The 15,396-nt window shown below is 68.1% G+C and carries 9 protein-coding genes, 1 tRNA gene and 1 pseudogene; 5 read left to right on the forward strand and 6 right to left on the reverse strand.

Going from position 1 to position 15,396, the window contains the following annotated elements:
* Positions 1-198: 198 nt before the first annotated feature.
* Positions 199-1,077 (reverse strand): IS3 family transposase, encoded by an 879-nt coding sequence (locus OHB41_RS25145; RefSeq protein WP_266700444.1) that lies wholly within the window; start codon positions 1,075-1,077, stop codon positions 199-201.
* A gap of 34 nt (positions 1,078-1,111) precedes the next feature.
* Here OHB41_RS25145 and OHB41_RS25150 point away from each other — a divergent pair.
* A pseudogene (locus OHB41_RS25150) lies at positions 1,112-1,459 on the forward strand (replication initiator); the annotation flags it as partial.
* Positions 1,460-1,765: 306 nt separating this feature from the next.
* Here the strand turns inward: OHB41_RS25150 and OHB41_RS25155 are convergent.
* A tRNA-Gly gene (locus tag OHB41_RS25155) sits at positions 1,766-1,839 on the reverse strand.
* A gap of 514 nt (positions 1,840-2,353) precedes the next feature.
* Here OHB41_RS25155 and dcd point away from each other — a divergent pair.
* Together dcd and OHB41_RS25165 are read left to right on the forward strand one after the other, a co-directional pair.
* Positions 2,354-2,929, forward strand: a complete 576-nt coding sequence (gene dcd, locus OHB41_RS25160) for a dCTP deaminase (RefSeq protein WP_266700445.1) — start codon at positions 2,354-2,356, stop codon at positions 2,927-2,929.
* A gap of 10 nt (positions 2,930-2,939) precedes the next feature.
* Positions 2,940-3,449 carry a phosphoribosyltransferase gene (locus OHB41_RS25165; protein WP_266706106.1) on the forward strand — a complete coding sequence of 170 codons (510 nt, stop codon included), beginning with the start codon at positions 2,940-2,942 and terminating at the stop codon, positions 3,447-3,449.
* A 507-nt stretch (positions 3,450-3,956) separates the two neighbouring features.
* Here OHB41_RS25165 and OHB41_RS25170 read toward each other — a convergent pair.
* On the reverse strand, positions 3,957-6,548 hold the full coding sequence (locus OHB41_RS25170; RefSeq protein ID WP_266700446.1) for a helix-turn-helix transcriptional regulator: 2,592 nt from the start codon (positions 6,546-6,548) through the stop codon (positions 3,957-3,959).
* Between the two features lie 542 nt (positions 6,549-7,090).
* Here OHB41_RS25170 and OHB41_RS25175 point away from each other — a divergent pair.
* Positions 7,091-7,828: a hypothetical protein gene (locus OHB41_RS25175; protein WP_266700447.1), complete on the forward strand. Its 738-nt coding sequence runs from the start codon at positions 7,091-7,093 to the stop codon at positions 7,826-7,828.
* Positions 7,829-8,667: 839 nt separating this feature from the next.
* On the opposite strand, the gene OHB41_RS25180 is transcribed toward OHB41_RS25175, so the two are convergent.
* The 3 genes from OHB41_RS25180 to OHB41_RS25190 form a co-directional block, all read right to left on the reverse strand.
* Positions 8,668-9,696 carry a Yip1 family protein gene (locus OHB41_RS25180; protein ID WP_266700448.1) on the reverse strand — a complete coding sequence of 343 codons (1,029 nt, stop codon included), beginning with the start codon at positions 9,694-9,696 and terminating at the stop codon, positions 8,668-8,670.
* A gap of 317 nt (positions 9,697-10,013) precedes the next feature.
* Positions 10,014-11,519 carry an FG-GAP and VCBS repeat-containing protein gene (locus OHB41_RS25185; RefSeq protein ID WP_266700449.1) on the reverse strand — a complete coding sequence of 502 codons (1,506 nt, stop codon included), beginning with the start codon at positions 11,517-11,519 and terminating at the stop codon, positions 10,014-10,016.
* Positions 11,520-11,807: 288 nt separating this feature from the next.
* Positions 11,808-14,090: a (Fe-S)-binding protein gene (locus OHB41_RS25190; RefSeq protein WP_266700450.1), complete on the reverse strand. Its 2,283-nt coding sequence runs from the start codon at positions 14,088-14,090 to the stop codon at positions 11,808-11,810.
* 233 nt (positions 14,091-14,323) lie between these two features.
* Between OHB41_RS25190 and OHB41_RS25195 the strand changes: the two genes are divergently transcribed.
* Entirely contained in the window at positions 14,324-15,343 is a 1,020-nt protein-coding gene (locus OHB41_RS25195) for an MraY family glycosyltransferase (RefSeq protein ID WP_266700451.1), read from the forward strand.
* Positions 15,344-15,396 lie beyond the last annotated feature (53 nt).

The following is a 15,396-nucleotide window of genomic DNA, read 5'->3' on the forward strand; positions in this document are numbered from 1 at the left end:
ATGGCCCGACGAACCGCCTTTCTGATAAGAATTTGTGGGCGTGCCCCCGTAATCACCCCTCTCCGCCTGGAAACCCCGGCTGGTCACTCGCGGGACTCATCGTGCGAACGGTGTGCCGCTGGGCGCACGTGTACGCCGGCTGGTGTCGGCCGCTGATGTCAGGCCGCCTGTCAATCCCCTCTGATCGTGGAGAGCTTCCTATGCAGCCAGCCCCTCACCGAGGCTGGCCCAGTAGCCGTGTTCGTAGTCGATCGGGCTCTTGAAGCCACACACACTGTGGAGCCGACGGCTGTTGTAGAAGTCGGTGATCCAGGACGCGATCCGGATCCGGGCCTCGGTGCGTGCGGCGAAGGCGTGCCGGTGGACGTACTCGACCTTCAGCACGCTGTTGAACGCCTCGCTGACGGCATTGTCGACGCACGAGCCGACCCGGCCCATGGACTGGAAGACGCCCAGCCGGCGACAGGCCCGGCGGAACCTCCGAGAGCCGTACTCGCTGCCGCGGTCCGTGTGGAAAAGAACGCCGCGGACGTCCCCGCCGCGGGTCGCCGCGGCCATGTGCAGAGCGGCGACGACCAGTTCGGCATCGTGAGGGGCACCCATCGCATAGCCGAGCAGGCGGCGGGAGAACAGATCGATGACCGTGGCCAGGTACAGCTTGCCCGCACCGGTTTCGATCTCCGTCATGTCCCCGCACCAGACCTTGTCGGGTGCCTCGGCGGTGAAGTCGCGGCGCACGAAGTCCGGGGCGGCCGGCCGTTTGCCCGGCCGGGTCAGCCCCCGCCGTCTGCGCACCTTCCGCGCGACCGGGCCCAGCTCGGCCATGATCTTCGCGATGGTGTTCACCGAGACCCGCCAGCCCTGCCTCATCAGCCTGATCCAGATCTTTGGCGAGCCGTAGGTGCCGCCGGACGTGTCTAACTCTCCCTTCACCGCTTCGAGCAGGTGCTGTCTGCGCAGCTCACGCCTGGTGGGCTGACGGGTGCGGTGTTTGTAGAACCACGACTCGCTCACGCCCAGGGCGCGGCAGGAGACGCGGTGCGAAATGCCGTGCTCGGTCCTGAAGTCGCTGATCATCCCGACGACGGACGCCGGGTCCGCCACGGGTACTTCACCCACCTTCGTCTTCGGCCGCCAACTTGACGTGCGCCCGATCCGTTCTGCCGACTTCGACGACGACCAGGAGCTCACCGAGCGGGCCGTCGCGTCGTACATCGCGAAGTACGCCACCAAGGGCGCCGAGACCACGACTTGCAGCCTCGACCGCCCGCTCAGGTTCCTCGCCGAGCTGGCCCCAGCCAGGCTCACCGAACACGCCCGCTGTCTGATCCGCACCGCGTGGACCCTCGGCGCCCGCAAGGACCTGGAACACCTCCGCTTACGCGCCTGGGCTCACATGCTCGGCTTCCGCGGCCACTTCTCCACCAAGTTCCGCTGCTACTCCACCACCCTCGGAGCGCGAGCCCGAGACGACGTACCGCCTAGCCTTCGGACGGATCCCAAGGGGAGTGCCGCATCCGTGGCGGAGGTCACTCTTGCCATGTGTCCGGTCTGGGCAGGTCGGGCTTTCGATGAAATGATCAACGGCAAGCCGCGCAAGCAGTTCTTGCGTTCGGTTGCGAGGGAGCTCCGATTGGCTCCGGTCCTGCCCCCACTGAGCTAGCTGAGCGGTTTGGTCGACCGTAGTGGTGCGGATATGGTGCGCGCACCGCTTACAGGTCTAGACAACAAAGAACCCCCAGGTCATCGACCTGGGGGTTTCACATGGAGCGGGTGACGAGAATCGAACTCGCACTCTCAGCTTGGGAAGCTGATGTTCTACCACTAAACTACACCCGCGTAAGACGCCGGCCGGGCCGGTGTCGAATGCCCGCTCACTCTACCTCATGCCCGACCCCCGGCGTTGAAGCCGCGGGGCCGGTGCGCGTTTCGGGGAGTGGACACGGCTGCGGGGGAACGGAGTTGGGGCGTACGGTGGGGCCGTGAGGGAGGGTCCCGGCGGGGCCGGAGTGCCGCCTGGAAGGCCGTCCCATTCATCCCGTAATGTGGCTTTCGTCGTCGGCCACGCCAGTGCCTGACGAAGGCTCTTGGGGAAGGGACTCTGTGGACTTGATGGAGCGCACCGTCGTCCGATGTGCCGAGGGGCACGTGTTCAGCACCACTACGTTCCCGATGCAGAAGGCCGAGCGGCTCGGACCCGGTCGATTGATCCGGTGTCCGCGGTGCGCGCGGCTGCGGAACGTCGTTCCGGTGGCGTTGGAGAACCGGTAGCGGAAGGTGCTGAGTGGTCTCGGCAGGAGGTAGACGTGGGGCTGTCCACAATTGTGGGCAGCCCCACGCGTATCCTCGGGGCGTGCTTCTCTCAGACAAGGACATCCGGGCCGAGATCGACGCCGGACGGGTGCGGATCGCTCCCTACGACGAATCCATGGTGCAGCCGTCGAGCATCGACGTGCGGCTCGACCGCTATTTCCGGGTGTTCGAGAATCACCGCTACCCCCACATCGACCCCTCCATCGAGCAGGCGGATCTGACGCGGCTGGTCGAGCCCGAGGGCGACGAGCCGTTCATCCTGCACCCCGGGGAATTCGTCCTCGCCAGTACGTACGAGGTCATCACGCTGCCCGACGACCTCGCCTCGCGGCTCGAGGGCAAGAGCTCCCTCGGGCGGCTCGGCCTCGTCACGCACTCCACGGCGGGGTTCATCGATCCCGGTTTCTCCGGGCACGTGACCCTGGAGCTGTCCAACCTGGCGACGCTGCCCATCAAGCTCTGGCCGGGCATGAAGATCGGGCAGCTGTGCATGTTTCAGCTCAGCTCGCCGGCCGAGTTCCCGTACGGCAGTGACCGGTACGGCTCCCGCTACCAGGGGCAGCGCGGACCGACCGCCTCCCGGTCCTTCCTCAACTTCCACCGGACCCAGGTGTGAGGGCGTGACCATGACCGAAGCGCGCGAGAACCTCACCTACGAGCGGTTCGGGACCGCCGTCCGTGAACTCGCCCAGACCATCGCCGACGACGGATACGAGCCGGACATAGTGCTCTCCATCGCGCGCGGGGGTGTCTTCGTCGCGGGCGGCCTCGCCTACGCCCTGGAGTGCAAGAACATCCACCTGGTGAACGTCGAGTTCTACACGGGCGTCGGAACCACCCTCGAGATGCCCGTCATGCTCGCCCCCGTCCCCAACGTGATCGACTTCTCCGACAAGAAGGTCCTGATCACGGACGACGTCGCCGACACCGGCAAGACGCTCAAGCTCGTGCACGACTTCTGCGTCGACACCGTCGCCGAGGTCCGCAGCGCCGTGATCTACGAGAAGCCCCACTCGCTGGTGAAGTGCGAGTACGTGTGGAAGCGTACCGATGAGTGGATCAACTTCCCGTGGAGTGTTCTGCCTCCCGTTCGTAAGGCGGGGGAGCCGATCACGCCGTCGAAGGACGCGCTCTGAGCTGTCCGCCGAGCCATTGTCGAGCGGCGCGTCGGTCAGCCAGGACTCGTGGCGGCGCTCGGACGTATGTCGTCCAGACTCTCGACGAGCATCACGGACGGCGGGTGCGAAGGCGCGGGCACCTGAATGAGAATGGGGATGTAGACCACGTCCCCGTGCCGGAACTCGGCCTTCCATGAATTCCGGTAGCACACGACATCATTCGGGCTGCCGTGCGTCGCATAACACTGAAGTGCCGACTTCGTGGATGCGGCCCGCGAATTCTGAGAAAGGGCGCCCGCTTCACCCACCGAGGCTCCCCATGCGCCCCACGCCATACAGCAGCAGGCCACGGCCAGACCGACACTCCGCAAGGCTGCTTTCTTCATTCTCATCACCCTGAAAGCTGAAGCAAGCTGCGAGTGCGCTGATTTGTTCCCATTGTCGCACGCCGGGGGGATGCGTGTCGGATGATCTCCGCCTTCCCGGAACGTCATACAGCGGGACGAAAATCAGGTCGAGGCCGCTCTATCGGCGGTCGGAATCGTGGAGTTTGCGAGCGGCCTCGTGGCGGGTGTGGACGCCGAGTTTGTTCAGCACCGCGCCGACATGATGCCCGGCGGTCTTGGGGGTGATGTAGAGGCGGGCCGCGATCTCGGCATCCGACAGGTCCTCGTTCAGCAGCTTCAGGACGTCCAGCTCCCGGTTGGTCAGCCCGTACGGATTGGCCCGGGTGGCCGCCCGCGGGCCCCGTCGGATCGGGCGGACGCCACGGGTACGCATCACAGCGCGGGTGCGCGCCACGGCCGGCCGGGCGTCGAGGGCCTCGAAGGCGGCCAGGGCCTGGTGGAGCGCGGGACCGTCGCCGGAAAGCCGGGCCAGCGCGGCGTCGTACGGGCAGCCGAGCGCGTCCCATCGTGCCGCGGCCCCGGCCCAGTCGCCGGCCAGCTCCAGCGCGTGGGGTTCGGCCGCCGGCACCTGCGGGGGCGTCCCTCCGGCACGGCGGATCCAGCAGGCCAGCGGCCCCGACAGCCAGGGATGGGCACGGCCTGCCAACGCGTCCAGACCGCGCACCGCCTCCGCCCGCACCCGCTCGGGGTCGTCGGCCAGCCAGGCCGCCTCGACCCGGGCTTCCCACCCCAGCCCCGTGGCCATCAGGCAGTCCGTGTCGACCAGGCTCGCGGCCTGCTCGAGCAGTGGCCACACCTGGGCTCTGCCCTGGCGGGCCCGCACCAGGCCCAGGACGGTCAGGGCCAGGGCCCGGGCGACCGGTGGTGCGTCCGGATGGGACAGGACCTCCTGCGCGGCATCGGCCGCCTGGGTCCACGCGCCCCGGTTCAGCAGCCCCCAGCTGCCGCAGGCCCTCGTACACAGCAGGTGGAACAGCAGGTCGTGATCGAGGCAGTGGGCTTCCGCCCGGCGCACGGCCGCGGTGGTCCGGTCGACGTCACGCTGCAGCGCGGCGAACCAGCACAGGACGAGCGCACAGGTGCCCGCGTCCACCGGCAGATCCTGGGCCATCGCGCTGGACACCGCCTGTTCGCAGTCCTCCCAGCCGCACCCTTCGCTCAGCATCCGTGCCGCCGCGGCATGGAAACGCGCCTGGACGACCACGCCCGCGTCGCCGAAGCCCTCACCGAGAGCGATCGCCTTCTCGGCGTGGGCGGCGGTCAGGGCCACCGCCTCGTGCTCGTAGCAGGCCAGTCGGCAGAGGTTCAGATACGCCCGGGGCAGCTCCCGGTTCGGTCCCAGCCCTTCGAGCACCCGCACCGCGTCCAGGGCGGTCTGTCTCGACTCGGCGGTGCGTCCGGACGGCCACAGCGAGTACGACAGCCGGCGCAGGTTCTCCCCCTCACGCAGCGGGTCGCCCGCCGCACCGCGCAGCCGCACCGCCGCACGGAGAGACTCGACCCCCTCGTCCAGTCGGCTCGACAGGAGACAGGCTCGCGCATGTCCTTCCAGCAGGGAGGTCTGCCGGTCGAGCGGCAGGCGGTCGGCGTACCGCAGGGCGCGGGCGTACTGGGCGGCTGCCTCCCGGTGCGCGCCCGTCGTGGCAGCACGGGCGGCCGCCGCGGGCGCGTACTCCAGGACGGCGGCCGGATCCCCGGCGGCCTCGGAGTGATCGGCCAGCAGCGCCAGATCGTCCGCGGTGACCGGGCCGGACCGCATCACCTCCAGCACCTGCCGGTGTACGCGCAGACAGCAGGCGGCGGGGACGGCCTCCAGCACCGCCAGCCGGGTCAGCTCGTGGCGGAACTCGGTCTCCTGTCCGTCGGTGCGCACGATTCCGCATGCCACGGCCTCCTCGAGGGCTTCCTCCGGGGCCGGCAGGACACCGGCGAGCAACTGCGGCGAGACCCGGTGCCCCAGCACGGCCAGCACGTCGACGACCGTGCGTGCCGCGGCCGAGAGGCCGGCCAGACGGCCGGCCACGGCCTCGCGCACCGTGGCCGGGATGGTCTCGGTGGGGGCGGCCAGGATCTCGGTGACGATGAAGGGGTTGCCGGCGGAGACGTGGTACAGCTGCTCGACGTCGATGGAGTGTCCGGTGGCCAGCCGGGCCACGGCCGGGCGGCTCAAGGGGGCCAGGTCGTGGCGGTACACCCACTGATAGCCCGCCAGAGTGCCGAGGAGAGCGGTCAGAGGGTGGGTGCGGCCGACCTCGTCGTCCCGGTAGGTGGCCACCACCAGGGCGGGAACGCTCGGCAGACGCCGCGCCAGGTGACGCAGCAGATCCATGGTGGCCTCGTCGGCCCAGTGGACGTCTTCCACGACCAGGAGGCTGGGACCGGCGCTCAGGTCGGCCAGCAGACAGTCGAAGACCTCGTCGGAACGGCAGGTGCCGGCCAGCGCCCCGGTCAGGCCGGTGCGCACCGTCGGACCCAGGCGCGGAGCCAGGTCCATCAGAGGGCCCAGGGGGCGGGGTGTGGCCAGCGGGTCACAAGCGCCGACCAGCACCCTGATGCGGGGATCGGCCAGCTGGGCCAGCTGGCGGACGACGGTGGTCTTGCCGATGCCGGCCTCGCCTCGCACAAGTGCGAGGCGTCCAGGTCCGCTCACGGCCGCCTGCAGGTGACCGGCGAGGTCCTGGAGTACGGCCTCTCGCTCTAGTACGTCCATCACCAGCCATTTTCCCTCCGTGGGTGGAGCCGCGCAAAAGATCCAGATCGACCGGGACAGGTCGGCGGGTGGGGTGGTGTCGCGGAAAGGCGGAGGGGATGTGGGGTGTGCCGGGAGGGGATGTGGGGTGTGCCGAGGTGGAAGTTGGGGTGTTCGCCCGATGTGCCCCCGGCCGGGGCAGAGCATGCTGGCCAAGGAGTTCCAGAAACCGGGTCTACCGGTTCGCGGCTCAAACCGACCCGCGCCGAGAATGTCGCGTGACCGCGCCTCCGAAATGTCTCTGGCAATGAATCCGGCCAATACACGAAAGGCGAAAGTCTTCCGTCGTACGTCGAGTCATGAGATTCCGAAGGGCGGAGCAGGCGTGCCAGGACCGGCCCACTGAGCTGGCGGCACTTTTTACGGAGAATTACGTCCGTAATCCAATTGGGCCGCGAATCGAAGGAACCCACACTCATCGGAAAGGGATCATCATGCTCAACAAGATCGCAAAGCGCGCTGCAATGCTGACCGCATCGGTTGCTCTGGCTGCGGGAGGCGCAATGGTGCCTTCTGTCGCATTCGCTGCTCCGGCGCCCACAGGAACTCACGCGACGGCGCCGAGCGACAACAACAACAACAATAACAACAACAACAACCGGGGCCGGGCGAACAACAACAACAATAACAACAACAACAACGGAGGCCGAGGCGGGAACAACAACAATAACAACAACAACGGAGGCCGCGGGGCCAATAACAATAACAACAACAACAACGGCGGAGGCGCGAACAACAACAATAACAACAACAACAACGGAGGCCGCGGAGCCAACAACAATAACAACAACAACAACGGCGGAGGCGCGAACAACAACAATAACAACAACAACAACGGAGGCCGCGGAGCCAACAACAACAATAACAACAACAACAACGGCGGAGGCGCGAACAACAACAATAACAACAACAACAACGGAGGCCGCGGAGCCAACAACAACAATAACAACAACAACGGCGGAGGCGCGAACAACAACAATAACAACAACAACAACGGAGGCCGCGGAGCCAACAACAACAATAACAACAACAACAACGGCGGAGGCGCGAACAACAACAATAACAACAACAACGGAGGCCGCGGAGCCAACAACAATAACAACAACAACAACAACGGCGGGGGCGCGAACAACAACAATAACAACAACAACAACAACGGCGGGGGCGCGAACAACAACAATAACAACAACAACAACAACGGCGGGGGCGCGAACAACAACAATAACAACAACAACGGCTGAATTTCAAAGGCCGGAGGTCGGGTGGATTAGGTCGCCCGACCTCCGGACTTTCACGTGCGCGCCATGCCGTGGGCGCGAGGCGCTGCCGGGAGGGCGTCGCAGGCGCCCGGATTCCGGGCGCTCAAGCTTACGGTGCGCCCGATCCGGCGGCGACGCCCCCGTCACCTCAGCTCTGGTTACAGTTGATGTTCTGAGTGCCGGCGGTGTTGCCCCGGCCGACCTGACCGCCGGATAAAAGGCCTGAAGGTTGAAGAGTCGTGTGATGCCCAGAAACGAGAGGAGACCCTCGGCGTTCGAGGTCCGGGCGCCACCATTGTTGTTGTTATTGTTGTTGTTCGGGCCGCCGCAGTTGTTGTTATAGTTGTGGCTTTTTTTCGTACCCCCACCATTGTTCGTGGTGTCCGGAGTTCCGATGAGGGTGGCGCCCTGTCGACCGACCTCATCGGGTAAGGGATGTGGAGAAGTGACGCGTTACCGAGAACCGGGAGGGCCCCCGTGGCCTGGGCGCCGCAGACGCTGAGGAGAACCGTCGTCGCCGCAGCGCTGATCGTGACAATCCGAGCTTCACTCGACCAACCGTTCATCGTCCCCGCTGCCGAATCCTGAGTCTCGACGGACAGGAGGGCGACGGCAGGCGTTGAACGATTACCGGGCACGCTTGGGGAGCCGCCCTTTCCTCCGACAGCCCCGGAGCCGCACGGGGCCTGCCGGGCCGCGACGACGTCCGTCACGATGTCGACGCCTCGAAGGAAGTGAGAAAGGGGCCCCTCCCGTGCCGTCTGGCGTGGGAGGGGCCCCTTTCTCGTGCGTGGCGCGCCGCGCCCGCCGTAAGCCGTCCGTCAGAACGTGCCCAGCTTGATGATCGACAGGATCGCGATCAGCTGGATCGCCGACGCGGCCAGGGCCTTCGGCCAAGGGAGGTCGTGGGACCTGCTGACCATGAGGGTGAGCAGGGCGCCCGCCGCCACCCACGTCACCCAGCCGAGGAGCTGGACGAAGGACGCGTCGCCGCCGAAGAACATGGCGACGATCAGGCGCGGGGCGTCCGTGATGGACATGATCAGCATGGAGAGGCCGACCGTCGGCTGCCAGGCACCGTCGCCACCGAGCTGTCGGGCCAGGGTGTGGGTGACCACGCCCAGGATGAACGTGCTGATGACGATCGCCACGGCCGTCGTCAGGACGATCGGGACGGCGTTGGAGAGCGTGGCGTTGATGACGTCCTCGCGCGCGCCGTCGAAGCCGAAGACCGCCAGCAGGCCGTAGAGGAACGTCACGATCAGGGCCGGGGCCCACATCGTGTAGTCGCGCATCTGCAGGAAGGTCTGTTTGGGGCTGGTGACGATGCCCCTCAGCAGGTCCTTCCAGTGCAGGCGGGGGCCCACGGGCGGGGCCGCGGCCTGGCCCGCGCGGTAGGTCTCGCCCTGGCTGTACGGGTCCTCGCCGACCGAGAAGGCCTGCGTGTGGCCGGGGCTGTTCGCCGCGTACGGGTCCGGGCCCTGCTGCGGGTGCCCGTCGCCGAAGTACTCAGGCTCACCACCACCGGGGCCGCCGGCCTGGGGCCAGCCGCCCTGCTGTCCGCCGCCCTGCTGTCCACGGCCGTAGGGCTGCTGCCCGCCGCCGTAGGGCTGACCCCCGTACGGCTGCTGCCGCGAGGGCGCGGGCGGGTAGCCGTACGGCTCCCGGCCTCCCTGCGGGGCCTGCTGCCCGTACGACGGTTGGTGTTGTTGCGGTCGCGCTTGCGGGGCCCGGTTGTCCCGGCCGCGCCCGATCCTGAATCCAGCCACGTAATCGAACGTACCTGGTCCCGCACAGTGACGTGCCGGGCCTGGGGCCACGGGGCGGCCTTTGGGTCCGAGCTGTGACATCCCGTAGGGGATCGCACAAGAGCCGAATGGGGGTTTTCTGGGGGGTGTACCGGGGCCCAGTGAGGGATGTTCGGCGGGCCGGAAGAGGCGGCGCGGAGGCCGGGCCCGCGTGTGCGGGCCCGGCCTGGGACGCGTGAACGGTGCGTGCGGTGCGTTGGGTGCCCTCCGCATGGGCCGTTCGAGTCACGCAAGCCTCGCGGCTCGGGCCCCGCAGGGCTCACGGGCCAGGCCGCGCGAGCCGTACGGAGCCATGCGTGCGGAGTCATGTCGGACGAGCAGCCGTACGACCGGCCCACGCGCCCACCGCCGAAGCGGACTCAGTCCGCGAAATTGGAGCCGAAGGCCGGGGCACCCGTGGTCGAGACGCCCGCGTCGGCCGGCCAGACGGAGCGCGAGCCGGTCGTGGTGATCTTCGTTCCGTTGGAGGGCAGGTAGGTGACCGTGCCGTCGCCGGCGTTCTCGTACGAGCCCACCAGGAGGTCGGCCCTGCCGTCGCCGGTCACGTCGTCGAGCTTCACGTCCAGGCCGAAGAGGTCGCCCTTCTCGTCGTTGCCCGGGACACCAGCGGTGCTCTGCGTGAAGGCCTGCGCGCCGGACGAGGTGTTGACGCCGTGCGCGGAGCCGTACAGGACGGTGACCATGCCGGCGTCCGCGTGGCCGTCGATGTCCTCGTACGCGGTGCTGACGACGAGGTCCTGGTAACCGTCGTGGTTGACGTCGCCGAGGTCCAGCTCGTAGCCGAAGCTGTCGTTCTTCTCCGCGGTGCCGGGCACGCTGCCGGTGTTCTGGCTGATCCCGGTGGTCGAGGCAGGACCGGCCGCGGAGCCGTAGGTGATGTTCACCTTCCCGCCGTACGCGGAGTCCGGCGGGGTCGTGCCGTCGCTGAGCTTGGTGTTGTCCCAGGGCGCGCCGCTGACGATGTCGCCGAAGCCGTCGCCGTTGATGTCGCCGATGGCCGTGATGATGCCGGTCTTCAGGGTCTTCGCGGCGGAGACGTTCAGGCCGTTCGCCGTGCCGGGCACGTAGTAGTTCGTGTTCCAGCCGTAGTCGGTCTTGGTCTCGAAGCCGTCGACCACCAGGTCGGTGCGGCCGTCTCCGTTGATGTCACCGGCCGTGAGGTTCATCGGGCCCTGGGCGCCGCCGCCGGACTGGATCGGGGGCTTGATCGTGGTCCGGGCGAGGCCGGCCGCGCCGTTGGAGGTGATGCCGCCTTTGTAGACGTAGATCGTGCTGGACGTGTTTCCGACGGCCAGGTCCGCCTTGCCGTCGCCGTCGAAGTCGCCCGCGGCCAGGTTCTTGCCCCACAGGTCGTGCGAGGAGGAGGCCGGGTCGGCGAGGGCCACACCCTTGCCGGTGAGGCCGCTCGGGGAGCCCCAGAGGACGGAGAGGCCACCGGCGTCGACGTCGGTGCCGAACTTCTCGTGCGGGGAGGACACGGCGAGGTCGTCGTATCCGTCGCCGTTGAAGTCGGCGTACGCCGTCTCCGCGCCGAAGGCGTCCCCGGCCTCGGCGGTACCGGGGACCCCGGCGGTGTTCTGGCTGATCGTGGAGCGCTTGGCGGCCGACACACCGGTGGCGGTGCCGTAGAGGGCGACGACCTGGCCGGCGGCCTTGTGGCCGCTCACGTAGGCGCCCTGGGCGGAGAAGGCGACGTCGCCGATGCCGTCGCCGTTGAAGTCGGCCACCGGGACGACCGTGGAGTCGGCGGCCGTGGCCGTCGCGGCCGAGAGCGTGAGCAGACCGCCGGTCAGGGCGGCGGCGGTCGCTGTCGCGAGGGCGAGCTGCAGGGCGCGTGGGCGGTGGTGCGGGTGCTGCTTGTGCATGCGGGGTTCTCCTGCGGCATGCGGGAATGCCTGGCGGGCACTCCCAGTCAATGGGGTGCGGACGATTCACGTTCGCCGGGAGTTGTCCCGGCGTTCATGGCAGGTCGGCGAACAGGAGACCCACGGGCAGGCATGAGGGTTGTACGTGAGTTCGGATTTCTTGCGGGAGGCGTGAGGCCCCCGGGCCAGGAGTTCATCGCCGGGAACCCGGACGCGGAGAGCCGGGGGAACGCGAAACGCCGGAGGCGCTGTCACCAGCTCCTCCGGCGTTCGTGGGACTGCCCCGGTCTACTTCACCGGTTCGGGCTCCGGCTCGCTCTCCGCCTCCGCGGCCCCCGCCGGATCGACCGGCGTCCGGACGGAGTCGAGCAGCAGCTGCGCGACGTCGACGACCTGGACGGACTCCTTGGCCTTGCCGTCGTTCTTCTTGCCGTTGACCGAGTCGGTCAGCATGACGAGGCAGAACGGGCAGGCGGTGGAGACGATGTCGGGGTTGAGGGAGAGCGCCTCGTCGACCCGCTCGTTGTTGATGCGCTTGCCGATCCGCTCCTCCATCCACATCCGCGCACCACCGGCACCGCAGCAGAAGCCGCGCTCCTTGTGGCGGTGCATCTCCTGCTGGCGCAGGCCCGGGACGGCGGACATGATCTCGCGCGGCGGCGTGTAGATCTTGTTGTGACGGCCCAGGTAGCAGGGGTCGTGGTAGGTGATCAGACCCTCGACCGGGGTGACCGGGAGCAGCTTGCCCTCGTCGATGAGGTGCTGGAGCAGCTGGGTGTGGTGGATGACCTCGTAGTCGCCGCCGAGCTGCGGGTACTCGTTGCCGATCGTGTTGAGGCAGTGCGGGCAGGTGGCGACGATCTTCTTCGCCGACTTCGGCTTCTTCGACTCGGGCGTGGTGTTGCCCTCGTCGTCCGTCTCCTCGCCGAACGCCATGTTCAGCGCGGCCACGTTCTCCATGCCGAGTTCCTGGAACAGGGGCTCGTTGCCGAGGCGCCGGGCGGAGTCACCGGTGCACTTCTCGTCGCCGCCCATGATCGCGAACTTGACGCCCGCCATGTGGAGCAGCTCCGCGAAGGCCTTGGTGGTCTTCTTGGCGCGGTCTTCCAGGGCGCCGGCGCAGCCGACCCAGTACAGGTACTCGACCTCGGTGAGGTCCTCGATGTCGCGGCCGACGACGGGGATCTCGAAGTCGACCTCCTTGGTCCACTCCAGCCGCTGCTTCTTGGCCAGGCCCCAGGGGTTGCCCTTCTTCTCCAGGTTCTTGAGCATCGTGCCCGCCTCGGACGGGAACGCGCTCTCGATCATCACCTGGTAGCGGCGCATGTCGACGATGTGGTCGATGTGCTCGATGTCGACGGGGCACTGCTCGACGCAGGCGCCGCAGGTCGTGCAGGACCACAGCACGTCGGGGTCGATGACGCCGTTCTCCTCGACGGTGCCGATGAGGGGCCGTTCGGCCTCCGCCAGCGCCGCGGCGGGCACGTCCGCGAGGGCCTCGGGAGAGGCCTTCTCGTTGCCCTCCATGTCCTTGCCGCCGCCGGCGAGCAGGTAGGGGGCCTTCGCGTGCGCGTGATCCCGGAGGGACATGATCAGCAGCTTGGGCGAGAGCGGCTTGCCCGTGTTCCAGGCAGGGCACTGCGACTGGCAGCGGCCGCACTCGGTGCAGGTGGAGAAGTCCAGCAGGCCCTTCCAGGAGAACTGCTCGACCTGGGAGACGCCGAAGACGTCGTCCTCACCGGGGTCGGTGAAGTCGATGTCCTTGCCGCCGGAGGTCATCGGGAGCAGGCCGCCGAGCGCGGTCGCGCCGTCCGCGTTCCGCTTGAACCAGATGTTCGGGAAGGCGAGGAAGCGGTGCCAGGCGACACCCATGTTGGTGTTGAGGCCGACCGTGATCGCCCACCCCATGGTGACGCCGAGCTTGATCATCGCGGTCAGGTAGACCAGGTTCTGCAGGGTGCCGAGGCTCAGGCCCTTGAAGGCGGCGACCAGGGGGTACGACGCCCAGTACGCGGCCTCGTAGTGGTGGACGCCGTGGAGCGCGCCCTCCAGACCGCGCAGGGTCATGATGGCGAGGCCGATGACGAGGATGACGGCCTCGACGAAGTAGGCCTGGCCGGTCTTGGAGCCCGCGAAGCGCGACTTGCGGCCCGGCTTCGACGGCCGGTTCAGCTGCCGGATCGCGATCAGTACGAGGATGCCGAGCGTCGTGAACAGCGCGATGAACTCGGTGTACAGCTCGTACGGCAGCCAGCCGCCGAGGACGGGCAGCGTCCAGTCGGCCTTGAACAGCTGACCGTAGGCCGTGACGATCGTCAGGCCGAGGGTCAGGAAGCCGACGGCGACGAACCAGTGCGCGACGCCGACGATCCCCCACCGGTTCATCCGGGTGTGGCCGACGAACTCCTTGGCCAGCGTGATGCTGCGGGCCTTCCAGGCGTCGGTCCGGGAACCGGCCGGTACGGGCTGGCCGAGCTTGATGAACCGGTAGATCTGCGCGACGGCTCGGGCGATGAGCGCAACGCCGACCACGGTCAGGGTCAGCGACACAATGATCGCGGCGAGTTGCATTGGGGGCTCCTCGGGCCTGCGAGGTGGGGCTTTGTGTGATTACTAAGCGGTAACTTATGCAGTCCGTCTGAGACTACCCACTTCTTGCGCCGCACTGTAGCCAGCGGTGCGGTGATCTGCGTCGCTGAGGGTTGCCTGACGGGGGTGTCCCTTCCCGGGGTCGCGAGGTCGACACGTAAACCCGATCGTCCTATCTGCGGCACATTTCAGACATTCAACCCTAAGTTGGCGCTGTGTTGTACGGAATCGCCGCCGCCCTCGCCGCCCTGTTCCTCGCCGCCCTGCTCTCCGCACTGCTGCGGACGCTCGCTCTGCGCCTCGGCGCGGTCGAGCGGCGGCAGGGACGGCTGGTGGCGCTGCTCGGCGGTCCGGCGGTGATCGTGGCGACGGCGTTCGTCGCCGGGGCCGGTGACTGGACGGACGTGGCCCCGCTCGGCCCCGCGGCCGGGCGGCTGCTGGTCGCCGGGGTGGGGGTCGGTGCCCTCGGGCTCGTCGCCGACCTGAGGCCCGTACCGCTCGCGGTGCGGGGGGCCGTCGTGACCGCCGCCGCCGCGCTGACCGTGCCGTTCGACGAACTCGGACTGCCCGTGGGAGTCGTGGCCGTCGGGTGGATCGTCCTCATCGCGCACGCCTTCACCTCGCTCGATCACGCCGATGGAGTGATGGGGACGGTCGCCGTGGTCACCGCGTTCGCTCTGAGCGGGTCCGCGGCCGCGGAGGTCATGGACGGGCTGGCGACGCTGCTGAGCGTGCTGGCCGCCGCGCTGACCGGATTCCTGATGCACGGCTGGCCGCCGGCCCGGATCGTGCCGGGGCGCTGTGGCGGCCTGTTCGCCGGGTTCGTGCTGGCCTCGGCCGCGGTACTGGTGCATGCCGGCCGGGAGACCGGGTCGAGCGTGGGGGCCGTGTTCGCGCTGACGGTGGTGGCGACCGCGGACGCCGTGCTGGTGCTGGTGTCGCGGCGGCGGGCCGGGCGTCCGCTGCTGTGCGGCGCTGCCGACCATCTCGTCCACCGGCTGCGGCACCTCGGTGTCACGCCACAGGGTGCCGCGGTCCTCGCCGGCGTCACCGGCTTCGCGGGTGCACTCGTCGGCATGCTGATCGACTTGGGGTGGGTGGGGGCTGCGGCGGCCCTGTGGGTGGCCGGCGGCGCCGTCGTGGGGGTCGTGGTACTCCTTCGTGTCCCCGTGTATGGGACGAGTTTCCCGGGGAAACCGCAGGTCGGCGCCTACCTGCGCGTAAGGAACAGATAAGACTTGAGCCCCCTCGACTCAGCTCTGTTGACCGGAAGCTGGACGTCGTGCAC

Source organism: Streptomyces sp. NBC_01571, assembly GCF_026339875.1.
In the GTDB taxonomy this organism is placed as follows: domain Bacteria; phylum Actinomycetota; class Actinomycetes; order Streptomycetales; family Streptomycetaceae; genus Streptomyces.

What these genes read in the sequence shown, in the direction of transcription:
- OHB41_RS25175 (WP_266700447.1), top strand. Translation starts at nt 7,091, where the DNA reads ATGGTGCCTTCTGTCGCATTCGCTGCTCCGGCGCCCACAGGAACTCAC.
- OHB41_RS25190 (WP_266700450.1), bottom strand. Translation starts at nt 14,090, where the DNA reads ATGCAACTCGCCGCGATCATTGTGTCGCTGACCCTGACCGTGGTCGGC.
- OHB41_RS25145 (WP_266700444.1), bottom strand. Translation starts at nt 1,077, where the DNA reads ATGATCAGCGACTTCAGGACCGAGCACGGCATTTCGCACCGCGTCTCC.
- OHB41_RS25185 (WP_266700449.1), bottom strand. Translation starts at nt 11,519, where the DNA reads ATGCACAAGCAGCACCCGCACCACCGCCCACGCGCCCTGCAGCTCGCC.
- OHB41_RS25180 (WP_266700448.1), bottom strand. Translation starts at nt 9,696, where the DNA reads ATGTCACAGCTCGGACCCAAAGGCCGCCCCGTGGCCCCAGGCCCGGCA.
- OHB41_RS25170 (WP_266700446.1), bottom strand. Translation starts at nt 6,548, where the DNA reads ATGGACGTACTAGAGCGAGAGGCCGTACTCCAGGACCTCGCCGGTCAC.
- OHB41_RS25165 (WP_266706106.1), top strand. Translation starts at nt 2,940, where the DNA reads ATGACCGAAGCGCGCGAGAACCTCACCTACGAGCGGTTCGGGACCGCC.